The sequence below is a fragment of the Pseudoxanthomonas beigongshangi genome, assembly GCF_016820515.1.
In the GTDB taxonomy this organism is placed as follows: domain Bacteria; phylum Pseudomonadota; class Gammaproteobacteria; order Xanthomonadales; family Xanthomonadaceae; genus Pseudoxanthomonas_A; species Pseudoxanthomonas_A beigongshangi.
In genome coordinates, this window is the sequence record NZ_JADHDV010000008.1 from 95,547 (window position 1) to 119,871 (window position 24,325).

The 24,325-nt window shown below is 68.9% G+C and carries 23 protein-coding genes; 17 read left to right on the forward strand and 6 right to left on the reverse strand.

The window, feature by feature from the left end; translation table 11 throughout:
• The first annotated feature begins 6 nt into the window (after positions 1-6).
• The 17 genes from IQ458_RS08045 to IQ458_RS08125 all read left to right on the forward strand — a co-directional run bounded on the left by IQ458_RS08045 (position 7) and on the right by IQ458_RS08125 (position 15,839).
• The gene (locus IQ458_RS08045) at positions 7-261 is read left to right on the forward strand and encodes an acyl carrier protein (protein WP_141452713.1); all 255 of its coding nucleotides are present in this window, start codon (positions 7-9) and stop codon (positions 259-261) included.
• 18 nt (positions 262-279) lie between these two features.
• Positions 280-834, forward strand: coding sequence for a COG4648 family protein (locus IQ458_RS08050; protein ID WP_203322464.1), 555 nt, complete (start codon positions 280-282; stop codon positions 832-834).
• Complete coding sequence (locus IQ458_RS08055) at positions 827-2,500, forward strand: ApeI family dehydratase (RefSeq protein ID WP_203322465.1); 1,674 nt, start codon at positions 827-829, stop codon at positions 2,498-2,500. Before IQ458_RS08050 ends, IQ458_RS08055 begins: the two co-directional genes overlap by 8 nt.
• Positions 2,501-2,503: 3 nt before the next feature.
• Positions 2,504-3,256 carry a glycosyltransferase family 2 protein gene (locus IQ458_RS08060; protein WP_203322466.1) on the forward strand — a complete coding sequence of 251 codons (753 nt, stop codon included), beginning with the start codon at positions 2,504-2,506 and terminating at the stop codon, positions 3,254-3,256.
• On the forward strand, positions 3,253-4,206 hold the full coding sequence (locus tag IQ458_RS19865; RefSeq protein WP_203322467.1) for a lysophospholipid acyltransferase family protein: 954 nt from the start codon (positions 3,253-3,255) through the stop codon (positions 4,204-4,206). Before IQ458_RS08060 ends, IQ458_RS19865 begins: the two co-directional genes overlap by 4 nt.
• Positions 4,184-5,743, forward strand: coding sequence for an HAL/PAL/TAL family ammonia-lyase (locus IQ458_RS08070; RefSeq protein WP_203322468.1), 1,560 nt, complete (start codon positions 4,184-4,186; stop codon positions 5,741-5,743). Before IQ458_RS19865 ends, IQ458_RS08070 begins: the two co-directional genes overlap by 23 nt.
• Positions 5,730-6,152 (forward strand): acyl-CoA thioesterase, encoded by a 423-nt coding sequence (locus tag IQ458_RS08075; RefSeq protein ID WP_203322469.1) that lies wholly within the window; start codon positions 5,730-5,732, stop codon positions 6,150-6,152. Before IQ458_RS08070 ends, IQ458_RS08075 begins: the two co-directional genes overlap by 14 nt.
• Entirely contained in the window at positions 6,149-6,781 is a 633-nt protein-coding gene (locus IQ458_RS08080) for an outer membrane lipoprotein carrier protein LolA (RefSeq protein WP_203322470.1), read from the forward strand. Before IQ458_RS08075 ends, IQ458_RS08080 begins: the two co-directional genes overlap by 4 nt.
• Positions 6,774-9,134: an MMPL family transporter gene (locus tag IQ458_RS08085; RefSeq protein ID WP_203322471.1), complete on the forward strand. Its 2,361-nt coding sequence runs from the start codon at positions 6,774-6,776 to the stop codon at positions 9,132-9,134. Before IQ458_RS08080 ends, IQ458_RS08085 begins: the two co-directional genes overlap by 8 nt.
• A gap of 6 nt (positions 9,135-9,140) precedes the next feature.
• Positions 9,141-10,373, forward strand: a complete 1,233-nt coding sequence (locus tag IQ458_RS08090) for an NAD(P)/FAD-dependent oxidoreductase (RefSeq protein WP_183636616.1) — start codon at positions 9,141-9,143, stop codon at positions 10,371-10,373.
• Entirely contained in the window at positions 10,361-10,906 is a 546-nt protein-coding gene (locus IQ458_RS08095; protein ID WP_203322472.1) for a DUF3261 domain-containing protein, read from the forward strand. The genes IQ458_RS08090 and IQ458_RS08095 overlap by 13 nt, the downstream gene beginning before the upstream one ends.
• Positions 10,903-12,093, forward strand: coding sequence for a beta-ketoacyl-[acyl-carrier-protein] synthase family protein (locus IQ458_RS08100; protein ID WP_203322473.1), 1,191 nt, complete (start codon positions 10,903-10,905; stop codon positions 12,091-12,093). The genes IQ458_RS08095 and IQ458_RS08100 overlap by 4 nt, the downstream gene beginning before the upstream one ends.
• A complete protein-coding gene (locus IQ458_RS08105; RefSeq protein WP_183636610.1) occupies positions 12,093-12,590 on the forward strand; it encodes a hotdog family protein in 498 nt (165 codons plus the stop codon). The genes IQ458_RS08100 and IQ458_RS08105 overlap by 1 nt, the downstream gene beginning before the upstream one ends.
• Positions 12,587-13,321, forward strand: coding sequence for a 3-ketoacyl-ACP reductase FabG2 (locus tag IQ458_RS08110; RefSeq protein ID WP_203322474.1), 735 nt, complete (start codon positions 12,587-12,589; stop codon positions 13,319-13,321). The genes IQ458_RS08105 and IQ458_RS08110 overlap by 4 nt, the downstream gene beginning before the upstream one ends.
• Positions 13,318-14,562, forward strand: coding sequence for a beta-ketoacyl-ACP synthase (locus IQ458_RS08115; protein ID WP_203322475.1), 1,245 nt, complete (start codon positions 13,318-13,320; stop codon positions 14,560-14,562). Before IQ458_RS08110 ends, IQ458_RS08115 begins: the two co-directional genes overlap by 4 nt.
• 31 nt (positions 14,563-14,593) lie before the next feature.
• Complete coding sequence (locus IQ458_RS08120) at positions 14,594-15,034, forward strand: excinuclease ATPase subunit (protein ID WP_203322476.1); 441 nt, start codon at positions 14,594-14,596, stop codon at positions 15,032-15,034.
• A 319-nt stretch (positions 15,035-15,353) separates the two neighbouring features.
• Entirely contained in the window at positions 15,354-15,839 is a 486-nt protein-coding gene (locus IQ458_RS08125; RefSeq protein ID WP_203322477.1) for a hypothetical protein, read from the forward strand.
• 86 nt (positions 15,840-15,925) lie between these two features.
• Here IQ458_RS08125 and IQ458_RS08130 read toward each other — a convergent pair whose 3' ends face one another.
• The 6 genes from IQ458_RS08130 to hutH form a co-directional block, all read right to left on the reverse strand.
• The gene (locus IQ458_RS08130) at positions 15,926-16,183 is read right to left on the reverse strand and encodes an XAC0095 family protein (protein ID WP_203322478.1); all 258 of its coding nucleotides are present in this window, start codon (positions 16,181-16,183) and stop codon (positions 15,926-15,928) included.
• A 1,050-nt stretch (positions 16,184-17,233) separates the two neighbouring features.
• Positions 17,234-18,613 (reverse strand): cation:proton antiporter domain-containing protein, encoded by a 1,380-nt coding sequence (locus tag IQ458_RS08135; RefSeq protein ID WP_203322479.1) that lies wholly within the window; start codon positions 18,611-18,613, stop codon positions 17,234-17,236.
• A 72-nt stretch (positions 18,614-18,685) separates the two neighbouring features.
• Positions 18,686-21,400, reverse strand: coding sequence for a heavy metal translocating P-type ATPase (locus IQ458_RS08140; protein ID WP_203322480.1), 2,715 nt, complete (start codon positions 21,398-21,400; stop codon positions 18,686-18,688).
• A complete protein-coding gene (locus tag IQ458_RS08145; protein WP_183636593.1) occupies positions 21,397-21,792 on the reverse strand; it encodes a heavy metal-responsive transcriptional regulator in 396 nt (131 codons plus the stop codon). Before IQ458_RS08145 ends, IQ458_RS08140 begins: the two co-directional genes overlap by 4 nt.
• Positions 21,793-21,872: 80 nt before the next feature.
• Complete coding sequence (gene hutG, locus IQ458_RS08150; protein ID WP_203322481.1) at positions 21,873-22,802, reverse strand: formimidoylglutamase; 930 nt, start codon at positions 22,800-22,802, stop codon at positions 21,873-21,875.
• Positions 22,799-24,325 carry a histidine ammonia-lyase gene (gene hutH / locus IQ458_RS08155; RefSeq protein ID WP_203322482.1) on the reverse strand — a complete coding sequence of 509 codons (1,527 nt, stop codon included), beginning with the start codon at positions 24,323-24,325 and terminating at the stop codon, positions 22,799-22,801. The genes hutG and hutH overlap by 4 nt, the downstream gene beginning before the upstream one ends.

Consider the following 24,325-nt stretch of genomic DNA (forward strand, 5'->3'; position numbering starts at 1 on the left):
ACTGAAATGACCAAGAACGAACTATTCGACCGGATCGCCACGATCCTGCACGACACCTTCGAAATCGATCCGGCGAAGATCACGCCGGAATCGCGCCTGTACGACGACCTGGACATCGACAGCATCGACGCGGTCGATCTGATCGTCCAGCTCAAGCCGCTGCTGGGCCGCAACCTGCAACCGGACGCGTTCAAGACCGTCCGCACGGTGCAGGACGTCGTCGACGTGCTGTATGGCCTGATCCGCGACCAAGCCGCCTGATCAAGGCGCGGCGCGCTCATGGCGAACCGGGTCCGCGCGGCATTGTTCATTGCCCTGTCGCTGGCCTATCCGCTGGTCGTCTACCTGGCGCTGGGCCGGTTCGAGCCGCGCTGGCTGGCGCTCCTGCTGATGGCGCTGGCGCTGCTGCGCGCGCTGGCGACCCGCCAGCCGGTGTGGCTGGCGGCGGCAGGCGGGGCGGCGGTCCTGGCCGCGCTGACCACGGTGTTCAACGATGCGCTGCCGCTGAAGCTGTATCCGGCGCTGGTCAACGCGGTGATGCTGGTGGTGTTCGCGGTGAGCCTGCGCTTCCCGCCCACGGTGGTGGAGCGGATCGCCCGCGTGAGCGAGCCGGATCTGCCGGCGCGCGCGGTCGCCTATACCCGCCGGGTCACCCAGGTGTGGTGCGTGTTCTTCATCTTCAATGGCGCACTGGCGCTGGCAACGGCTCTATGGACCACGGATCGCGTCTGGGCGCTCTACAACGGCGGCATCGCCTACCTGCTGATGGGCGCCTTGTTCGCGGGCGAGTGGCTGGTGCGGCAGCGCGTGCGGGCGGCGCACCGGCATGAGTGAGTGGCTGCCGCTGGACCGCGTCGCCGTCGATGCCCGGACCGGACGGTGGGTCGGTCCGGATTGGGATCACCCGGCGTTCCGGACCCGAGTACTGGCCTGGCAGGCGGCATTCGCCGGCGCCGGGGGCCGTGACTGGGCGCTGTACTTCGAGGACGCGACCGCCTTCGCCGCGGCCCTGTTCGGCGCCTGGCACGCCGGCAAGCGGGTATTCCTGTGCGCCGACAACCTGCCGGCCACCCGTGAACGGCTGGCCGGGCAGGTCGATGGCTTCGCCGGCGACTTCGCGGATGGTGGCGTGATGCCCGCCGACGTGGTTCCGGACACGGTCCTGGCGCCGCTGGACGAGGCCGCGACCCGCTTGCTGGTGTTCACTTCGGGCAGCACCGGCGAGCCGGTCGCCATCGAGAAGCGGCTGGATCAGCTGGCGCGGGAGGTGGAAGCGCTGGAAGCCGCTTTCGGCGCGGACCTCGGCGCGGCGACGGTGCATGGCACGGTGTCCCACCAGCACATCTACGGACTGCTGTTCCGGGTGCTGTGGCCGCTGGCGGCCGGCCGGCCGATCGCGCCGCGTACCTTCTTCCACGAGGACCTGCTGGCCGCCCTGGCCGGGCAACCGGCGTTGCTGGTGGCCAGCCCGGCGCACCTGAAGCGGCTGCCGCAGCAACTGGACTGGGCCTCGCTGCGCGGGCAATTGCGGGCGGTGTTCTCCTCCGGTGGCGCCTTGCCGGCCGAGGCCGCGCTGGAAGCCCGCCGCTGGTTGGGGGTGGCCCCCACCGAAATCTACGGCAGCAGCGAGACCGGCGGCATCGCGTGGCGGCGCTGGGACGACGAACAACCGGCCTGGCGCGCGCTGCCCGGGGTGGCCTGGCGGGTCCAGGACGGACGCCTGCAGGTGCGCTCGCCGCACCTGGCCCAGGCGCGGGAGTGGTGGACCAGCGAGGACCGGGTACACGCCGACGGAGACGGGTTCCGCCTGCTCGGGCGGGCGGATCGCATCGTCAAGGTCGAGGAGCGCCGGGTGTCGCTGGATGGACTGGAGCGCGACATCGCCGGTCATCCGCGGGTGGCCGAAGCCCGCGTCTGCGTGCTGCCCGGCGCGCGCGACGCGCTGGTGGCGGTGGTGGTGCCCAATGAGGCCGGCTGGGAGTACCTGCGCGAACACGGCCGCCGCGCGCTGTCGCAGCAGTTGTCGCAGCATCTGGCCGGCCGCCACGACGCGGTCGCGCGTCCGCGCCGCTGGCGTTACGCGGTGGCCCTGCCGGTCAACGCGCAGGGCAAGGTCACCGAGCGGGCGCTGACCGCGCTGTTCCGGCCCGAGCGTCCGGAACCGCACTGGCGCGTGCGCGAACCGCTGGCCGCCGAACTGGAACTGGATCTGGACGTGGATCTGGCGGTGTTCGACGGTCATTTTCCGCAGGCGACGATCCTGCCCGGGGTGGCGCAACTGGACTGGGCGATCCGGTTCGGCCGCGAAGCCTTCCCGCTGCCGCCGCGGTTCCTGCGCATGGAGGCGCTGAAGTTCCAGCGCGTCGCGCGTCCGGGCGACCGCATCCGCCTGCACCTGCAATGGGCGGCGGAAAAATCGACGCTGGCATTCCAGTACACCTCCGCGCATGGTCCGCACGCCAGTGGCCGGGTCGTGTTCGCGGCGCAGGAAGGACACTGAACCATGTCGGTCGATCGCTTGATGGTGATCATTCCGGTGTTCGACCACGAGCACGCGATTGGCGCGATGGTCACCGGCGTGCTCGCCTCCGGTTTGGACTGCCTGCTGGTGGACGACGGATCCGGTCCGGCCTGCGCCCGGGTGCTGGACGCCTTGGCCGAGGCGCATGCGCCGCGCGTGCGGCTGCTGCGGCTGGCGCACAACCAGGGCAAGGGCGGGGCGGTGATGGCGGGTTTCCGCGAAGCCGCGCGGCTGGGCGCCAGCCACGCGTTGCAGATCGACGCCGACGGCCAGCACGATCCCGCCGACATTCCGCGTTTCGCCGAGGCGTCGCGGCAGCGACCGCAGGCGATCATCTGCGGCGTGCCCGAATACGACGAAAGCGTGCCCAAAGGGCGCCTGTATGGCCGCTACCTGACCCACGTCTGGGTCTGGATCAACACGCTGTCGTTCGCCATCCGCGATTCGATGTGCGGCTTCCGCGTCTATCCGCTGGCGCCGGTGCTGGCGCTGATGGCGCAGGAACCGATTGGCCGGCGGATGGATTTCGACATCGAAATCATCGTGCGGCTGTTCTGGCGCGGCGTGGCGGTGGTCAACCTGCCGACCCGGGTGACCTATCCCAGCGACGGCGTGTCGCATTTCGATGTCTGGCGCGACAACGTGCGGATCAGCCGCATGCACGCGCGCCTGTTCTTCGGCATGCTGCGGCGCCTGCCGCGCTGGCTGCTGCGTGGACGGACGGTGCCCGCGTGAGCGCCACCGGACAACCGCACTGGGCGGACATCGCCGAGTCCACCTCGGTGGCCGGTGTGCGCTTCCTGTGCGGCGTGCATCGCTGGCTGGGACGCTGGCCGTTCCGGCTGTGCGCCTATCCGGTGGTGTTCTTCCACTGGCTGGGCAACGCCACCGCGCGCGCGGCGTCGCTGCAGTACCTGCGCCGGCTGCATGCGCACGATCGCGGAGTGTTCGGTGGCGAGCCGGGGGGCTGGCAGAGCCTGCGCCATTTCTTCATGTTCGCCGAGACCCTGCTGGACAAGATCCTGGCGATGGGCAACCGCTATCCCGAACAGCGGGTGATCACCCATCGCGACGTGATGATGGCGATGGTCGCGCAGCGGCGCGGCGGGCTGATCATCACCGCGCACATCGGTTGCCTGGAGCTGTGCCAGGCGCTGGCCGACCGGGTGCCGGGTTTCCGCCTGACCGCGCTGGTGCACACCGCGCACGCGGCGCGCTTCAACCGCCTGCTGGAACGGCTGGACCCGGCCAACGGCGTGCGCCTGATGCAGGTGACCGAGCTGGGGCCGGCCACCGCCACGGTGCTGGCCGAACGCATCGCCGCCGGCGAGTTCGTCGCCATCGCCGGCGATCGCGTGCCCTTGCAGGGCGGGCGCAGCGTGCGGGTGCCGTTCCTGGGCCATCCGGCGCCGTTTCCGATTGGCGCCTATGCGCTGGCCTCGGCGCTGAGCTGCCCGGTGTTCACGATGGCTTGCACCCACGCCGGCGATGGTTACGAAGTGCGCTTCGAACCCTTTGCCGAAAACATCCGCCTGCCACGCGGTTCGCGCGACGCGGCGCTGGCCGAACACGCCGGGCGGTTCGCACAATGGCTGGAGCGCCAGTTGGTCGGCGCGCCTTACGACTGGTTCAATTTCTTTCCCTTCTGGGATCAGGTTACGCATGACGCTTCCCCTCGAGAGTGACACCGGCGCGGTCCGGTTCGGCGATGCCCCGTTGCGCATCGAGGACGTGACGGCGCTGGCGCGCCGGCAGCGCGAGGCCCGGCTGTCCGACGACGCCGGTTTCCGCGCGCGCATCGCCCGCGGCGCCGACTTCCTGGATCGCGTGCTGCGCGAGGACGGCGTCATCTACGGCGTGACCACCGGCTATGGCGATTCCTGCACGGTCAACATTCCGCCGGAACTGGTCGCCGAACTGCCGCACCACCTCTACACCTACCATGGCTGTGGACTCGGCAGGTTCCTTGACGCCGAGGAGACCCGCGCGGTCCTCGCGGCGCGGCTGGCATCGCTGGCGCGCGGCATGTCCGGCGTCAGCCAGGGACTGCTCGACGGGCTGGAGAACCTGCTCCGGCACGACGTGCTGCCGCTGATTCCGGCCGAAGGCTCGGTGGGGGCGAGCGGTGACCTGACCCCGCTGTCCTACGTGGCGGCGGTACTGTGCGGCGAACGCGAGGTCATCCACGCCGGCGTGCGCCGGCCCGCGGCCGAAGCGCTGGCGGAGATCGGCATGACCCCGCTCAAGCTGCGGCCGAAGGAAGGCCTGGCCATCATGAATGGCACCGCGGTGATGACCGCGCTGGCCTGCCTGGCCTGGGAACGCGCCGACTACCTGGACCGGCTGGCGACCCGGCTGACCGCGTTCAACGTGCTCGCCAGCGACGGCAACGCGCACCATTTCGACGAGGTGCTGTTCGACGCCAAGCCGCATCCGGGCCAGTCGCGGACCGCCGCGCGCCTGCGCCGGGACCTGCACAGCGATCGTCCGCCGCGCAACGAGCAGCGCCTGCAGGATCGTTATTCGCTGCGCTGCGCGCCGCACGTGATCGGCGTGCTGGAAGACGCGCTGCCGTTCTTCCGCCAGTTGATTGAAACCGAACTCAACAGTGCCAACGACAATCCGCTGATCGATCCCGAGCGCGGCCAGATCCTGCATGGCGGGCATTTCTACGGCGGCCACATCGCCTTCGCGATGGACGCGATGAAGAACGCGGTCGCCAACCTGGCCGATCTGCTGGACCGCCAGTTGGCGCTGCTGGTGGACACCCGCTTCAACCACGGCCTGCCGTCCAACCTGTCCGCCGCGACCGGCCCGCGCGCGGCCATCAACCACGGCCTGAAGGCGTTGCAGATCAGCGTGTCGGCGTGGACCGCCGAAGCGCTCAAGCTGACCATGCCGGCCTCGGTGTTCTCGCGCTCGACCGAATGCCACAACCAGGACAAGGTCAGCATGGGCACGATCGCCGCCCGCGACTGCCTGCGCGTGATCACCCTGACCGAACAGGTGGTCGCGGCGATGCTGATCGCCGCCCGCCAGGCGGTGGAACTGCGCGCGCGCGCCGGCGGTTCGGCCGTGTTCGGCGAGCAGGCGGCGGCGATGTACGCGGATCTGCGCGACCGCATCGCCCTGGTCGTGGAGGACCGCGCGCTGGACAACGAATTGCGCGCGCTGTGCGAGGACGTGCGCGCGCGGCGCTGGGGCCTGTATGCAGACGCCTGATCTGTCCTGCGAAATCGCGCTGTCGCCAGCCTTCCACGACTGCGATCCGATGCAGGTGGTCTGGCACGGCAACTACTTCAAGTACCTGGAAATCGCCCGCTGCACGCTGCTGCAACGGTTCGACTACGACTATCCGCAGATGCAGGCCTCGGGTTTCCTGTGGCCGGTGGTGGATGCGCGCATCAAGTACATCCGTCCCCTGCGCTATGCGCAGCCGCTGGTGGTGCGCGCCGAAATCGTGGAGTGGGAAAACCGGCTGAAGCTGGAATACGTCATCCGCGACGCCGAATCCCAACAGGTCCTGACCCGCGCCCACACCCTCCAGGTGGCGGTCGAGGCGGCTTCAGGCGAGATGCTCTATGTGTGTCCGCCGGTGCTGTGGGAACGGCTGGGAGTGCAGGTCGAATGAAGCGGTGGTCCGGGTTCCTGTTGTCGTCGGTGCTGCTGCTCGCGGCGGGCGCGTGGCCGCCGTCCGCGCGCGCGGCGGACGATCTGGCGGTGATCCAGCAGCGCGTCGCCCAGGTCGAAGTGTTGCGCGGCCAGTTCGAACAGGAAAAGCGCATCACCGGCTTCAAGAACCCGCTGCGTTCGCAGGGCCGGTTCGTGGTCGCTCGGCAGAAGGGGGTGATCTGGACGACGGAAAAGCCGTTCCCGTCCGAGATGGTGATCACCCGCGATCGCATCCTCAGCCGTCAGCGCGACGGCAGCCAGCGGGTCGAGGTGGACGGTCGCGAACAGCCGGCCCTGCGCTCGGTCAACGCGATGATGTTCGCGCTGGTCAGCGGCGATGTCGCCGCGCTGTCCTCGCGTTTCGAAACCCGGGTGCAGGCGTTGCCGGACAACGGCTGGCGGCTGGGCCTGAAACCGCGTTCGGCGGCACTGGCCAAGGTGTTCGCCAGAATCGAGCTGAGTGGTGATCGCTACGTGCGCGAGGTGCGGATCGAGGAAGCCAACGGCGACAGCACGCTGCTGCGGTTTTCGGCGCTGAAGGACACGCCGGCCACGCTGGCGGCGGACGAGGCGCGCCGCTTTGACTGAAGGCCTGGACGCGCGGGATCGCCGCTGGCGTTTCGGCTGGCGCTGGCTGGCCCTGCTGTGGCTGCTCGCGGTGGCCGCGGTCGCGGCGCACCAGTGGCGGTTCTGGCAGCACCCGCCGATCGACAGCGACATCCTGGCGCTGTTGCCGCGCGATGCCGACGATCGCGTGCTGGCCGATGCCACCGAGCGCATCGCCGATGCCGGTGCGCGCCAGATCGTGGTGGTGCTGGGCGCGGCCACGCCGGAGCAGGCGCATCGGGCCGAAACGGCGTTCCGCCGTTCGCTGGCCGGCGAGGACGCGGCGCGATTGCCGTTCACCGCGGCCGACAATGCCGCCGACTGGTTTCCGCAGGCGCAGGCTTTCTACGCGCCGTATCGCGATCGTCTGCTGACGCCCGGACAGCGCGTCGGCATCGCCACGGCCGACACCGCCGTGCTGGCGGAACAGGCGCTGGCCGCGCTGTACGGCCCCATGGGCGCACCCCGGTTGACCGAATGGTGGCAGGACCCGCTCGGCCTGTGGCCGCAATGGTGGCAGGCGCGCGCGCGCGCGTCGGGCCTGAGCGTGGGCGAGGACGGCCTGCTGGAAAAGGATGGCCTGCACTGGAGCGTGCTGGCGTTCCAGACCCGCGCCTCGGCGTTCCGGCTCGATGGCGAACGCGTCATCCAGGACGCGCTGGACCGCGCCAGCGCCGCCGCGCGCGCGGCCGAGCCCTCGGTGCGCGTGCTGCGCGCGGGCGTGCCGCTGCACGCCGAGGCGGCGGCGGTGCAGGCCAACCGCGAAATCAACACCATCGGCTGGGGCTCGCTGGCGGCGGTGTTGCTGCTGGTGTGGCTGGCGTTTCGTTCGCTGCGTCCGATCCTGCTGGTGGCCGCTTCGCTGATCATCGGCTGCGCGACCGCGCTGTCGGTGACCGCGCTGGTGTTCGGCCAGGTCCATCTGCTGACCCTGATTTTCGGCGCCAGCCTGGTCGGCGTGGCCGAGGACTACGGCATCCACTGGTTCGCCTCGCGCCAAGGCGTGGCGGCGGAACGGCGCTGGGCTTTGTTGCGCCACCTGTTGCCGGGCCTGTGGCTGGCGCTGGCGACCAGCGCGCTGGCCTATCTGGCGCTGGGGCTGGCGCCGTTTCCGGGCCTGCGCCAGATGGCGCTGTTTTCGGTGGTCGGGTTGGCCGGCGCGTTCCTCACCGTGATCTGCCTGTTCCCGTGGCTTGATGGCGGCCAGGTGCGCGATACCCGTTTCTCGCGGGCGATTGGCCGTTCGCTGGACCGTTGGCCGCGCGCGGTTCGCAGCCGCGGCGGGATCGTGGTGGGCGTGCTGGTGGGCGTGGTGCTGATCGCCGGCCTGCTGCGCGTGCATGGCGATGACGACCTTCGCAGCCTGCAATCCTCGCCACCGACGGTGATGGCCCAGCAGATCGAAGTGGGGCGGCTGCTGGGGATGCCGAGTCCCGCGCAGTTCTTCCTGATCCGCGCCGACGATGCCGAAACCCTGCTGCAACGCGAAGAGGCGTTGACCGAACGCCTGCGCAAGCTGGAGACCAATGACCGCATCGGCGGCCATCGCGCGATCAGCGACTGGCTGCCGTCGTTGCGCCGGCAACAGGCCGACGCCGTGTTGACCGGACGGGTGGAAAGCGCGGTGATGGCGCAGGTCGGACAAGCGCTGGGCGAATCGCTGGCGCGTCCGGATTTCAGCGCCGGCCCCCTGCGGCCCGAGGCGTGGCTGGCTTCGCCGGTGTCCGCGCCGTTCCGCCATCAATGGCTGGGGCAGGTGGGCGGACAACTGGCCAGCGTGGTGCTGATCGATGACCTGGGACGCGACGGCGCGCTGGCCTTGCTGGAACAACAGGCCGCGCAACTGCCCGGGGTGCGCTGGGTCGATCGCACCGCCGACTTCTCGCGCCTGCTGCGCCATTACCGCCACCTGATGAGTGGGCTGCTGCTGGCCGGCGCGGTGCTGGTGTATGCATTGCTGTGGTGGCGCTATCGCGCCGGCGCCTGGCGGGTGATGGTGCCGACCCTGCTGGCCGGCGCGTTGACCGTCGCGCTGCTGGGCTTGGCCGGGCAGCCGCTGCAACTGTTCAACGTGCTGGCCCTGCTGCTGCTGCTGGGGATGGGCATCGACTACGGCATTTTCCTGACCGAACACCGCGGCGACGCCCGCGCCTGGATGGCGGTATGCATCGGCGCGGCCAGCACCTGGCTGTCGTTCGGGCTGCTGGCGTTGTCGGCGACACCGGCATTGCGCGCCTTCGGTCTCACCCTGCTGCTGGGCATCGGCCTGGTCTGGCTGGTTTCACCGTTGTTCCGCCCACCGGCGGCTTCCCCGTCACCTCAAGAGCACGAGTAGCAAGGAATGAAAATCGAACAGACGGAAATCCTGATCATCGGCGCGGGCCCGGCGGGCTCGGTGGCGGCGGCGATGCTGCGCCAGCAGGGACGCCGCGTGCTGATCCTGGAACGCGAGCAGTTCCCGCGCTTCTCCATCGGCGAGAGCCTGCTGCCGCAGAGCATGGAATACATCGAGGCCGCCGGGCTGCTGCAGGACGTGGTGGAAGCCGGCTTCCAGTACAAGAACGGTGCCGCGTTCGTGCGCGGCGAGCGCACCACCCAGTTCGATTTCCGCGACAAGTTCTCGCCGGGCTGGGGCACCACCTACCAGGTGCAGCGCGCCGACTTCGACCACGTGCTGGCTAGGGGCGCGGAGCGGATGGGCGCGGAGGTCCGTTATCGCCACGAGGTGCTGGCCGCCGAACCGGGCGAGCGCCCGCGGGTGACCGTGCGCTCGCCGGAGGGCGAGACCTACCAGGTCGAGGCGGACTTCATGCTCGACGCCAGCGGCTTCGGACGGCTGCTGCCCAAGCTGCTGAAACTGGAATCGCCGTCGAATTTCCCGGTGCGCGGCGCCATCTTCACGCATGTTCGCGACCACATCGCGCAGGATGCCGGCTTTGATCGCAACAAGATCCTGATCACCACCCACCCCGAGCACGTCGACGTATGGTACTGGACCATCCCGTTCTCCAATGGCTGCTGCTCGCTGGGCGTGGTCGCGGAAATGGAATTCCTCAACCGCTATCCGGGCACGGAGCTGGAGCGCCTGCAGGCGATCGTCGGCGAGGATCCCAACCTGACCCGGCTGCTGAAGGACGCGGAGTGGGCGGTGCTGCCGGTGCGCCAGATCACCGGCTACTCGGCCAACGTGAACTCGCTGTGGGGGCCGGGCTACGCACTGCTGGGCAACGCCGGCGAATTCCTGGATCCGGTGTTCTCCTCGGGCGTGACCATCGCCTTCAAGTCGGCGCAACTGGCGGCCGACTGCCTGCGGCGCCGCTACGCGGGCGAAACGGTGGACTGGGAAACCGACTACTCGATACCGCTGCGCGCGGGCGTGCAGACCTTCCGCCGTTTCGTGGAGGCGTGGTATGCGGGCGGCTTCCAGAAGATCATTTTCCATCCTGACCAGCAGCCGGAGATCCGCCGCATGATCTGCTCGATCCTGGCCGGCTACGCCTGGGATACCCGCAACCCGTACGTCGCCGACACCGGCCGCCGCCTGCGCGTGCTGGAGGAACTGTGCGACGCCTGATCGCCCCGTTGGGCATGCTGTGCCTGCTGGCGGCCTGCGCGCACCGCGCGCCGGCACCGGCGGTCGCGTTGCCGCCGCTGCGGCTGGCGCCGGCCGCGCTGGGCAAACCGCTGGCGGTGCAGCAGCGCCTGCATTTCCAGTTCGGCGCCCGGCAACGCGATCTGGATGCGTTGCTGGAAGTGGACGCGCAGGAAGTGCGGCTGGCGGTGCAGGCACTCGGCCAGTCCGGCGTGCGCCTGCAATGGGATGGCCGCGAATTGCACCAGCAACGCGCGCCCTGGCTGCCGCCGGCGGTGCGCGGCGAGCGCGTGCTGGACGATCTCCAGTTCGCGCTGTGGCCGCTGGAAGCCGTGCGTGGCGCCTTGCCCGCCGGGTGGCGGGTCGAGGACGACGGCCACGAGCGTCGGCTGCTGCGCGACGGCACCGCCTGGCTGGTGCTGACCCGCGACGCGCCGGACAACCTGCGGCTGCGCAACCTGGCCGAAGGCTACGCGCTGGACATCCGGACCGTTGGCGGAGAAACGAATCCGTGAGCGCCGCGCCGGTCTTCCTCAACGAACTCGGCATCACCTGCGCGCTGGGCACCGGCCGCGATGCGGTGGCGACCGCGTTGTTCGCCGCCGATACGCCTGGCGGCGTGCGCGTCAGCGAAACGCTCACTCCCGGGCGACCGCTCATGCTGGGCGCGGTGACCGGCGTCCTGCCGGATCTGTCCGACTGCCCGCTGCCGTTGCGCGGACGCAACAACGCGCTGTTGCGCGGCGCATTCACCCAGATCGCACCGGCCGTGGCCGCCGCCATCGACCGATATGGCGCCGACCGGGTGGCGGTGGTGCTGGGAACCAGCACCTCCGGCATCGGCGAATCCGAACAGGCCTTGCCGTTCAAGCACGAACACGGCAGTTGGCCGGCGGGCTTCCACTACGCCCAGCAGGAGATCGGCACGCCGGCGCGGTTCGTCGCCGCCGAAGCGGGCGTGCACGGTCCGGCCTGGACGATATCGACCGCCTGTTCCTCCAGTGCCAAGGCCCTGGCTTCGGGGGCGCGCCTGCTGCGCGCGGGCATCGTCGACGCGGTGATCGCCGGCGGCGCGGACTCGTTGTGCCGCTTCACCATCGACGGCTTCAGCGCGCTGGAATCGGTATCGGCCGCCCGCTGCAATCCGTTCTCGCGTCACCGCAACGGCATCAACATCGGCGAGGGTGCCGCGTTGTTCCTGATGACCCGCGAACCCGGACCGGTACGGCTGGCGGGGTGGGGCGAAACCGCCGATGCCCACCATATCTCCGCGCCCGAGCCGCAGGGTGTCGGCGCCATCGCCGCGATCGGGCAGGCATTGGCGCGCGCGGGCGTGCAGGCCGACGACATCGACTACGTCAACCTGCACGGCACCGCCACGCCGCAGAACGACGCGATGGAAAGCCGCGCGGTCGCCGCGACGATGCGGCCCGGCACGCCGGTGAGTTCGACCAAGCCGTTGACCGGGCACACCCTGGGCGCGGCGGGCGCGATCGAGGCCGGGCTGTCCTGGCTCGCGCTGGCGGCCAATCCCGAGCACCGCCTGCCGCCGCACTGGTGGGATGGCGAAGCGGATCCGGATTTGGCGCCACTGCACTTCGCCGCCCCCGGCGAGCGCGCCGCGCGTCCGCTGCGGCATGTGCTCAGCCATTCCTTCGCCTTTGGCGGCAGCAACGCGGTCCTGCTGCTGGGAGCCGGATGATGAACCTGGACAATGCGCGCCCGTTGCCGGCGGCCGATGCGGCGCATCCGCTGTACGACATCGAACGGGTCATTCCGCACCGCGGCACCCTGCGCCTGATCGACCGCCTGCTGGGCTGGGACGAGGACCGGGTGGCGGTCGAGGTGCGGGTGCCGGCCGACGGGCCGTTCAGCGAGGAGGCCGGCGTGCCGGCCTGGGTCGGGGTGGAGTACATGGCCCAGGCCATCGCCGCCTGGGCCGGCTGTCGCGCCCGCCAGGCCGGCGGCGAGCCGAGTATCGGCTTCCTGCTGGGCACCCGCCGCTATCAGTCGGCCTGGACCCATTTCCCGGCCGGCACCCTGCTGCGGGTGGAGGCGATCCGCGAGCTGTTGGGCGACAATGGCCTGGGGATGTTCGCCTGCCGCATCGAGGCGAACGGGGACGAAATCGCAAGCGCCAACGTGTCGGTGTTCGAACCACCGGACGCGATGGCCTATCTGGAGAACGAGCAAGCATGAGTGGAGACTCGACGGTCCTGGTCACCGGGGCCAGCCGCGGCATCGGGCGCGCGATCGCGCTGCGTGCCGCGCAGGACGGGTTCGACGTGGTGGTGCATTACCGCAGCCGGATGGAGGAAGCCGAGGCCGTGGCCGCGGAGATCCGCGCGCTTGGCCGGCAGGCGCGGGTGATGGGTTTCGACGTGGGCGATCGCGCCGCCGCCGCGCAGGCGCTGGAAGCCGATATGGCCGCGCACGGCGCGTACTACGGGGTGGTCTGCAATGCGGGCATCGCCCGCGACAACGCGTTCCCGGCGATGAGCGGGGAGGACTGGGACGCGGTAATCCACACCAACCTGGATGCGTTCTACAACGTGCTCAACCCGTTGACCATGCCGATGGTGCGCCGGCGCAAGCCCGGGCGCATCGTCACCCTGTCGTCGGTGTCGGGCCTGGTCGGCAACCGCGGACAGGCCAACTACAGCGCCGCCAAGGCCGGCATTATCGGCGCGACCAAGGCGCTGGCGCTGGAACTGGCCAGCCGCGAAATCACCGTCAACTGCGTCGCCCCTGGCCTGATCAACACCGAGATGGTGGCCGGCGAGGTCGCCGAGGAAGCGCTCAAGCTGATTCCGATGCGGCGCATGGGAAAACCGGAGGAAGTCGCCGCGGTGGTGGCGTTCCTGCTGTCGCCGGCGGCGGCTTACGTGACCCGCCAGGTCATCTCCGTCAACGGAGGTCTGATCGGATGAGCGACGCCCAACTGAAACGCGTGGTGGTCACCGGCGCGGGCACGATCAGCCCGCTGGGCAACGACTGGCCCAGCGTGCACCTGCGCCTGCGCGAATGCCGCAACGCCGTGCGGCACATGCACGAATGGGACATCTACGAAGGCCTGAACACCAAACTGGCCGCGCCAGCCGCCGAGTTCGAATTGCCGCCGCACTACAACCGCAAGACCACCCGCAGCATGGGCCGGGTTGCGTTGATGGCCGTGCGCGCCACCGAACTGGCGCTGGAGCAGGCTGGTTTGCTGGGCGATCCGCTGCTGGGCAGCGGCAAGGTTGGCGTGTCCTACGGTTCGTCCGCCGGTACCCACAGCGCCATCGGCGACTTCGGCCGGATGCTCAACGAGCACACCACCGAAGGCATCAACGCCACCACCTACCTGAAGATGATGAGCCACACCGCGCCGGTCAACATCGGCGTGTTCTTCGGCCTGACCGGCCGGGTCATCACCACCTCCAGCGCCTGCACCTCGGGCAGCCAGGGCATCGGTTCGGCCTACGAGGCGATTCGCTTCGGCAAGCAGGTCGCGATGGTCGCCGGCGGCGCCGAACAGCTCGACGCCACCGCCGCGGCGGTGTTCGACACCCTGTTCGCCACCAGCGTGCGCAACGACGATCCGCAAAGCACGCCGCGCCCGTTCGACGCCGGCCGCGACGGGCTGGTGCTGGGCGAGGGCGCCTGCTCGCTGATCCTGGAAGAACTGGAACATGCGCGCGCGCGTGGTGCCCACATCCTGGCCGAGGTCGTGGGCTACGGCACCAACAGCGACGGCCAGCACGTCACCCAGCCCAGCGCCGACACCATGGCCGAGGCGATGCGCCTGGCCCTGGCCGACGCCGGCCTGACTCCCGACGCCATCGACTATCTCAACGCGCACGGCACCGCCACCGATCACGGCGACATCGCCGAGACCGCCGCGACCGCGCAGGTATTCGGTCCGCGCATTCCTATCAGCTCGCTGAAGAGCTACGTCGGCCACACCCTGGGCGCCTGCGGGGCCTACGAGGCTTGGGCGACCATCCAGATGATGCGCGAGGGCTGGTTCGCCCCCACGCTCAATCTGGAAGCGCGCGATCCGCGCTGCGCCGAGCTGGACTACATTACCGGCGAGGGCCGCGAACTGCGGGCCGAACACGTGATGAGCAACAACTTCGCCTTCGGCGGCATCAACACCTCGCTGATTTTCCGCCGCTGGCAGGAATGACGACCGCCTTTTCCACTACAAGGAGTACCCGATGAAACGCCTTCTCACCGCCGCCCTGCTGACCCTGTCCATCGCCGCGCCGAACGCCTTCGCCGGCGACACCCGCCTGGAACTGCCGCTGCAGGAACTGATCGACTCGCCGCAGGCCAAGGAAGCCGGCATCGACGGCAGCGTGCATTTCTACCTGGCCGGCCAGACCCACCCCGCAGTGGTCTCGCGCATGGGCGAGGACGTCTCCAACAAGAAGACCAATGGGGTTGGCAAGAACGACGTCGAATCCTGCCGCTGGGTCGCCCTGTCGGTGCTCAAGGCCTTCCAGGAAAGCGCCAAGGCGCGCGGCGCCAACGCGGTGGTCGACATCACCAGCTACTTCAAGAAGAACGAATTCAAGAGTCCCACCAACTACGAATGCTACGCCGGCAACATCATGTCGGGCGTGGCGCTGAAGGGGACTTACGCGAAGGTGAAGTGAGGGTTGCCCGAACCCGATAGTCAAGAGAAGCCCGGTAGATGCCGGGCTTGCTCTGTCGCGACGCGAATGGTTTGTCGATGATGCATTTGGAGGCAATCATGCGGAAGACGGCGACCGTTCTCATACTCTTGCTGTGCCCGATGATCTCGTTATGCATTGGAGCGAGTCGGATCTGGGAGCAGTGCGGGTATGACTGCGGAGTATTCCCGGATTGGTTTCCTGTCCGTCTGACAGCGATCGGTGGAGTATTCCTGGGTGCGGCGGGGGATGGCGCTGTTGGCTGCGACCGCTTTGTTCATTTTCGTGCGCAAGAGAAATGATGGCGCGTAGAAGCGTTGCTCAATGGACGGCGGGAAGCGTTTTTCTCTTGCCTCTAATGGACGAAACGGCCTGCATCGGTCAAGTGATTGATCGGGAGCCGGATGCTCTCAATAGTGTTGCGGTCGCACTGTTTGACATCAAAGGAAACTGGTCCAAGGAGAACAAGGTTCCTGCGCTTGCGGGAGATGCTGTGTTTTCCGTGATTCTCGCCACCAAGGACTATCTGGACTCAGGACGTTGGCTCGTCCTCGGGGAACGAGTGAGCGCAGTCCCGAACGAGATGAAGTTCTATGACCGCCTGCGTTCGACTGGCTTTGTCGGCGCAAAGATCAGGGGTTCTGGCCTCGTAGAGGACTTTGCAAACGCGTTTTACGGTCTGGCGCCTTGGGACGACTGGTATGTTCCGGACTATCTGGATGGCTTTCTGATCTCGCCGGACAAGAAGCCGGTCGAGCGCCTGATCTTCTGCGGTCGCCACAAATAGTCACCGCCGCGGCGGCTGCAGTGAATGCCAGGTTTCTTGTTGGATGATGCGTTCAGAACGCGGGCGCTAGCAGCCCGCGTTTTTTGTTACGCGTTGCTGGCGGCTTCGTCCGCTTCGGGTTCGCCGTAGTGGTAGCGCAGGGCGTCCAGCATGTCGTTGATGTCCTGGGCGATATAGGCGAAGCAGTCGCTCAGGGCCTGCAGGGGAATCGGCAGGCAGTGGTGCTCGTCCTTGCGGAAGCACGGGCTGGACAGCGTGGACAGCAGTTTGACGTGATCACGCAGCTGGATCATGTTGAGCTGCGTTTGTTCTTCCAACAGATAGACCATACGTGGGTTGGTCATTGGGACCTCCATTTCTTCGTTGAAGTATCCCGGCACGCGAAAGCGCGGCCGGGAGCCGGGAGTCGAAAAACCGCACACAGGTCGGATGGGCTGATTTCCCTTTCGGGTCTTGTATTCGCCCCCTCCCGGCGAAGACGAAAGCCGCCGGCTGTCACTCAGTGATAAGAAAACCACCGGAATGACGGAGGTAGTACTACTGTGTGGGAGTTTTTCGAACTCCTGATGCCGGAGTCTGCTGATGCGCTTGCGCGATGTCGACTAACTTTGAACGTTTTCGATTCAATGTTTCCGTTGTCACGGAAGCGGCGAAGCCACGTTGTGTATCGGATGGCTCTGGATAGGGCGGAATGAAGATACGAGCGGTGAGCTCGTACAACGATGGCGACCGAAGGGGATGGCGCTGAAGAAAGCACTCACGCCCCTAGCGCGATGTTCTGCCCCTTCCCCCGCGTGCGGGGGAAGGCTGGGATGGGGGCGCTTTTCAGCGGTCGTCATCCATCCCTCGCGGCCGGTGCAGTGGTGTATTTCCGACGTTGGTTGTCACGACTCGGGGGTTTTGCCGCTTGCCCCCACCCCAACCCTCCCCCGCAGGCGGGGGAGGGGGCCAGCGTGTGTCGCTGGTCGGTTTTTTGCCCCTTCCCCCGCGTGCGGGGGAAGGCTGGGATGGGGGCGCTTTTCAGAAGTCGCTTTCCATCCTTCGCAGTCGGTGCAGTGGTGTATTTCCGACGTTGGTTGTCATGGCTCGGGATTCTTCCGCTTGCCCCCACCCCAACCCTCCCCCGCAGGCGGGGGAGGGGGCCAGTGTGTGTGCCGTCGCGAGGTTTTTGCCCCTTCCCCCGCGTGCGGGGGAAGGCTGGGATGGGGGCGCTTTTCAGCGATCGTTATCCATCCTTCGCAGTCGCTGCAGTGGTGCATTTCCGACGTTGGTTGTCATGGCTCGGGATCCTTCCGCTCGCCCCCACCCCAGCCCTCCCCCGCAGGCGGGGGAGGGGGCCAGTGTGCGTGCCGTCGCGAGGTTTTTGCTCCTTCCCCCGCGCGCGGGGGAGGGGGCTATGTGCGCTGCGCCGAACGCGCGCGGCGCTCGATGATGTTGAGCAGCGGGCCGGTCATCGCGGTGGTGACCAGCGCCATGATCACCAGCACCGCGAACAGGCGGTCGCCGATCAGGCCCATTTCGTAGCCCAGATTCAGCACGATCAGTTCCATCAGGCCGCGCGTGTTCATCAGCGCCCCCAGGCGCAGCGCGTCGGTTCGCGGCATGCCCGCGCTGCGCGCGGCCAGCCAGGTGCCCAGGCCCTTGCCGAGGCTGGCGACGAGGATCACGACCACGCATAGAAGCAGGTCGCCGGCCTGCCAGCCGTCCACGCGCAGGCGCAGCCCGGTCATGGCGAAGAACAGCGGCAGCAGCAGCGAGATGGCGAAGGGTTCGACCTTCTGGATCAGCAGTTCGCGCAGGCGGGCATTGCCGGATACCGCGATGCCGGCCAGGAAGGCGCCGAACAAGGCGTGGATGCCCAGCAGTTCGGTGACCAGTGCGGCGGCCAGCGCCATCAACAACAGTCCGATCAGGTGGCGGCCTTCGCGTTCGGGAGCCACTTCCTGGCGGGATAGCCACGGCCGCACCAGCGCGATCATCGCGGCGGCGAACGCCAGCGTGCCCAGCAGGCTGATCAGCGCCGCGCTCCAGCCGTTGGCCTGCACCGAGGCGACGATAGCCGCCAGCAGGCACCAAGCGCTGGCGTCGCCCAGCGCGGCGCAGGCGATCGCGATGCGGCCGAGCGGGCTGTGGGTGATGCCGCGATCGGACAGGATGCGCAGCAGCACCGGGAAGGCGGTGATGCTGAGCGACACGCCCATGAACAGAGCGAAGTTGGGGAAACCGACGCCGGCCGGCGCATGCGCATCGAACAGCGCGAACGCCAGCAGCACGCCGCACAGGAACGGCAACGCGATGCCGCTGTGGCTGACCAGCACGGCGAAGGCGCGGCGGCCGTGCAGGGTGGACAGTTCCAGTTCCGCGCCAGCGACGAACAGGAACATCAGCACGCCCAACTGGCTGATCAGCCCAAGCGCGCCGAGCGAGCCGGGCGCGAACAACCAGGCCTGGGTGTCCGGCATCACCGCGCCGAACAGCAGCGGCCCCAGCAGCAGGCCGGCGGCCATTTCGCCGATGACGGCCGGTTGGCCGAAGCGGCGCAGCAGCCAGCCCGCGCCCTTGGCCACGGACAGCACCACCAGCAGTTGCAGCAGGAACAGGGACAACGGGGTGGTCGCACCGGCGTGCGCGGCGTCGACGGCGGCGGGCGCGGACGGCACGGTCATCGCCATCGGCCAGCGCGAGAGCAGCAGCGCCGCCAGCAGCGGCACGGCGACCAGCAGCAGATAGCGCCAAGGGGCGGCGGCGCCGGGCCGGGTTTGCGAATCTTCCATATGCCGCCGGACTCCGCGCCTGAAGGATGCGCCGCATTCTAGCGGCGCATCCGTTCCGCGGGATCGACGGGATCAGGCGCTCGTGGGCAGCGACTGGTGGCGCAGGCGCAGCGCGTTGGCGACCACCGAGGCCGAGCTCAGGCTCATCGCCAGCGCAGCCAGCATGGGTGACAGCAACGGGCCACCGAACAGGAACAGCAGGCCGGCGGCGACCGGCACACCCAACGCGTTGTAGAAGAACGCGAAGCCCAGGTTCTGGCGCATGTTGCGCACGGTTGCTTCCGACAATGCCTTGGCGCGGACGATGCCGCCCAGATCGCCCTTGACCAGGGTGACCTGCGCGCTGGACATCGCCACGTCGGTGCCGGTACCCATGGCGATGCCGACATCGGCGGAGGCGAGGGCGGGGGCGTCATTGATGCCGTCGCCGGCCATCGCCACCGCCCGGCCTTCGGCCTTCAGGCGGGCGACCAGCGCGGCCTTGTCGGCCGGACGCACTTCGCCGTGGACCTCGTCGATGCCGACCTGCGACGCCACCGCCTGCGCGGTGCGTTCGCCGTCGCCGGTGGCCATCACGATGCGCACGCCGATCGCCTGCAACGCGCGCAGCGCCGAAGGCGTGGTGACCTTGATCGGATCGGCCACCGCGATCAGGCCGGCGGCGCGGCCGTCCACGGCCAGGAACATCACGCTGGCGCCCTCCGCGCGCAGGCGGCGGGCGTCGGCATCCAGCGCCGACACGTCCACGCCGGTTTCCCGCATCAGCGCGGTGTTGCCCAGCGCGAGCGCGTGGCCGTCCACGTGGCCACGCACGCCGATGCCGCTGGAGGATTCGAAATCCTGTGCCGGCGCCAGCGCGATGCCGCGCTCGCGCGCTTCGGCGACGATGGCGTGCGCCAGCGGATGCTCGCTGCCGGCGTCCAGGCTGGCGGCCAGCCGCAGCGCTTCGTTTTCCTCGAATCCGCTGGCCGGAATCAGGACGCGGAACGCCGGACGGCCTTCGGTGAGCGTGCCGGTCTTGTCGACGATGAGGGTATCGACCTTGCGCAGGGTCTCGATGGCCTCGGCGTCGCGGAACAGCACGCCCAGCTGGGCGGCACGGCCGGTCGAGACCATGATCGACATCGGCGTGGCCAGGCCCAGCGCACAGGGGCAGGCGATGATAAGCACCGAGACCGCGTTGAGCACGGCATAGGTCCACGAAGGTTCCGGACCGAACAGGCCCCAGCCCAGGAAGGTCAGCACGGCCGCGGCCAGCACCGCCAGCACGAACCAGAACGACACCTTGTCGGCCAGCCGCTGCATCGGCGCGCGCGAGCGTTGCGCCTGCGCCACCAGTTGCACGATCTGGGCGAGCACGCTGTCGCTGCCGACCCGCTCGGCGCGGATGATCAGGCTGCCGGAGCCGTTGATGGTGGCGCCGATGACGCTGTCGCCGTTTTCCTTGGACACCGGTACCGGTTCGCCGGTCAGCATCGACTCGTCGATGTGCGAACGGCCTTCGATCACCACGCCGTCCACCGGCACCTTTTCGCCGGGGCGCACGCGCAGGCGATCGCCGACATGGACGTGCGAGAGTTCGATGTCCTCTTCCTGCCCATCCTCGCGCAGGCGGCGGGCGGTCTTGGGGGCGAGTCCGAGCAGCGCCTTGATCGCCGCCGAGGTCTGCGAGCGCGCTTTCAGTTCCAGCAACTGGCCCAGCAGGGTCAACGAGACGATGATCGCGGCGGCCTCGAAGTACACGCCGACCCGGCCGTGCTCGTGGAACGAGGCGGGAAACAGATCCGGCGCCACCGTTGCCACCACGCTGTAGCCGTAGGCGGCGCCGACGCCGGTGCCGATCAGCGTCCACATGTTGGGACTGCGGTTGCGGATGGACTGCGCCCAGCGCTGGAAGAACGGCCAGGCCGCCCACAGCACCACCGGCGTGCTGAGTACCAGTTCGATCCAGGTGCGCGTCGTCGGCGACAGGCCGTGGAAGTACTGGCCGAACATCGCCAGCACCAGGGTCGCCACGCTCAGCGGCAGGGTCCACCAGAAGCGGCGGCGGAAGTCGGTGAGTTCCGGATTCTCGCCGTCATCCAGCGACGGCATCATCGGCTCCAGCGCCATGCCGCAGATCGGGCAGGTGCCGGGGCCGTCGCGGACGATTTCCGGATGCATGGGGCAGGTGTACTGCGCGCCGGGCACGGCCGGTTCGGGCTCGCGCTTCGGCGCCAGCCAGCGGGGTGGATCGGCGATGAATTTTGCGCGGCAGCCGGCCGAACAGAAGTGGTAGGCCTGGCCGGCGTGTTCGGCGTGGTGAGCGGTGGTGGTCGGATCCACGCTCATGCCGCAGACCGGATCGATCACGGTACCCGCTGCGTGTGCGGCGTGATGGTGTGCGTGATCATGACCGGCATGGGAAGGCGTGGCCGCGTGATGGTGGGTGTGCGCGTGCGAGTGGCCTGCATCACCATCGTGGCGGCACGCGTCATCCGCCTTCGCCGCGCGGGTGGCTTCGGCTTTTTCGGTGCCGCAGCACGCCGATGCCTTCTCTTCGGCGGCATGCGCGGTGAGGAACCGCGCCGGCTCGGTGACGAACTTGTCGCGGCAGCCGGCCGAGCAGAAGTAATAGGTCTGGCCGTCGTGTTCGACGTGATGCGGCGCGGTCGCCGGATCCACGCTCATGCCGCAGACCGGATCACGAACAGCGGCGGTCGGGGAGGACGAGGAACCACCACCGCAGCATCCGCCTTGCGCCTTGTTGGCATCCGGCTTGTCGTGCGAATGGCAGGACCCGCTCATTTCGGTTCCTCGGCGAGGGCGGCCACGATCGGGCACTCGCTCAGATCGCCATGGCCCGGACAGGCCTCGACCAAGCTGCGCAGCGCGTCGCGCATGCGGGTCATCTCGGCCAGGCGCTCCTCGACGACGGCCAGTTTGCTGGCGGCGGCGGCCTTCATCTGGCCCATGTCCTCGCGTCCGGCGCTGATGTCCAGCAGATCGCGGACCTCGTCCAGGGTGAAGCCGAGCGCCTTGGCGCGGCGGATGAAGGTCAGGCGGGTGACGTCCGAGCCTTCATAGCGGCGGTAGCCGGCGGGGCTGCGGCTGGGCGGCGGCAGCAGTTGCTGGCGCTCGTAGTAGCGGACGGTATCGATGGGCACGCCCGCCAGGCGTGCCAATTGGCCGATGTTCATGGCGTTCTCCGGTTCGGAATGGCGCCATTCTGCACCCTTGACCTTGGTCAAGAGTCAAGGGTTTTGTTGCGCTGGCGGGCTCAGCCGCGGATGGCGTGCGCCGCGCGGTGGATCAAGCGGGCGGCGACCCGGGCGGTGCCGTTGTCGCGGTCGAACGGTGGCGACAGCTCCGCCACGTCCATCAGCGCGACCTTGCCGGTGGCCGCGATGGTTTCCAGCAGCGGCTCCAGCACCTCCAGCGGCACGCCGCGGGCGCTGGGGGCGCTGACCCCGGGCGCCATCGCGTGCGGCAGCACGTCCAGGCAGATGGTCAGGTAGATCAGGTCGACATCGCGCAGCCAGTCGGCCACGCGCTGCTGGCACAGGTCCAGCCGCCGCATGTCCATCTCGTCGTCGAGCAGATAGCGCACGCCCCGCTGGCGGGCGGTCTCGAACAACTGGCGGGTATTGGCCGAGGCGCTGATGCCCAGGCACAGGTACTGCGCGTCCAGGCCGATGCCGGCGGCGTGATCCAGCGCCTGCAGGAACGGCGTGCCGGAACTGCCGACCGGTTGCCGGCGCAGATCGAAATGCGCGTCGAAGTTGACGATGCCCACGCGCGGGCGGCGCTCGCGCAGGTGGCCGACCAGGCCCTGGTAGCTGGCGAAGGCGATCTCGTGCCCGCCCCCCAGGCCGATCGGCAGGTGGCCGGCGTCGAGCAGGGCGGCGACGCGGGCGCCGAACGCCGCCTGCGCGCCTTCCAGATCCTCGCCTTCGCAGATCACGTCGCCCGCGTCGTACAGCGGGGCGTCGTCGCGCACCGGCAGGTTCGACAGTGCCGCGCGCAGGACCATCGGGCCCTGCGCCGCGCCGGTGCGGCCGTTGTTGCGGCGGATACCTTCATCGCAGGCGAACCCCACCAGCGCCACGCCGGCGGGCGCGCCCGCCTCGGGCGTGGCGACGATCTGGTGCCAGCGGCGGGTGTCGCCGTCGCCGGGCGGGTCGATGCGGCCTTTCCAGCCTGGAATCACGCGGATATCCCGAGCGGCATGTCGACGAAGGCGGTCAATGTACCGCTGGCGACCAGCGCTTCCAATGCCTGCATTTCCGGCGCCAGGTAGCGGTCCTCGCCGTAGTGCGGGACTTCCGCGCGGATGCGGGCGTGGGCGGCTTCCAGCAGTTCGGAGGACTTCAGCGGACGGCGGAAGTCGATGCCCTGGGCGGCGGCCAGCAGCTCGATGGCGACGATGCGGCGCACGTTGGTCGCCACGTCGCCGGCCTTGCGCGCGGCGAAGGTCGCCATGCTGACGTGATCCTCCTGGTTGGCCGAGGTGGGCAGCGAATCGACACTGGCGGGATGGGCGAGGGTCTTGTTCTCGCTGGCGAGCGCCGCGGCGGTGACGTGGGCGATCATGAAGCCGGAGTTGATGCCCGGCTCGGCCACCAGGAAGGCCGGCAGGCCGGAGATGCTGGCGTCGATCAACAGGGCGATGCGGCGTTCGGACAGCGCGCCGACTTCGGAGACGGCAATCGTGATCTGGTCGGCGGCGAACGCCACCGGCTCGGCGTGGAAGTTGCCGCCGGAGATCACGTCGCCGGTGTCGGTGAACACCAGCGGGTTGTCGGACACCGCGTTGGCTTCGATCCACAGCGTGCGCGCGGCCTGCTGCAACTGGTCGCGGCAGGCGCCCATGACCTGCGGTTGGCAGCGCAGGCTGTAGGGATCCTGCACGCGGGTGTCGTTGTGGCGGTGCGATTCGCGGATGGCGCTGCCGTGCAGCAGGCGCAGGTATTCGGCGGCGACCTCGATCTGGCCGGGCTGGCCGCGCACGGCGTGGATGCGCGGATCGAACGGCGCGTCGGATCCACAGGCCGCATCCACGCTCAGCGCGCCGGCCAGCACCGCGGCCGAGTAGACCTGCTCGGCCGCGAACAGCGCGCGCAGGGCGATGCCGGTGGAAACCTGGGTGCCGTTGAGCAGGGCCAGGCCTTCCTTGGCGGCGAGCTTGATCGGGGTGATGCCCGCGGCGCGCAGCGCTTCGCCGGCATCGCGCAGTTCACCGTTGACGCGGACTTGGCCTTCACCCATCGCGGCCAGGCTCAGGTGCGACAGCGGCGCCAGATCGCCGGAGGCGCCGACCGAGCCCTGCGAGGGAATGCACGGCCAGATCTGCGCGTTGTACATTGCGATCAATGCCTGCAGGGTCCGCTCGCGCACGCCGGAAAAACCGCGCGCCAGCGAAGCGATCTTCAGCGCCAGGATCAGGCGCACGGTGTCGTCGTCCAGCAGCGGGCCCATGCCGACCGCGTGCGAGCGCACCAGGTTGGTCTGCAGCTGTTCCAACTGGTCGACCGGGATGTGCACCTTGGCGAGCTTGCCGAAGCCGGTGTTGATGCCGTAGGCGGGCGCACCGGCGGCGACGATCGACTGCACCGTCTCGGCGGAGGCGCGCACTGCCGGCAGGCAGGCCGGATCCAGCTGGATCGGCTCGAAGGTGTTGGCGATGGTGCGGATCTGGGCCAGCGACAGCTGGCCGGGGACGAGATTCAACAT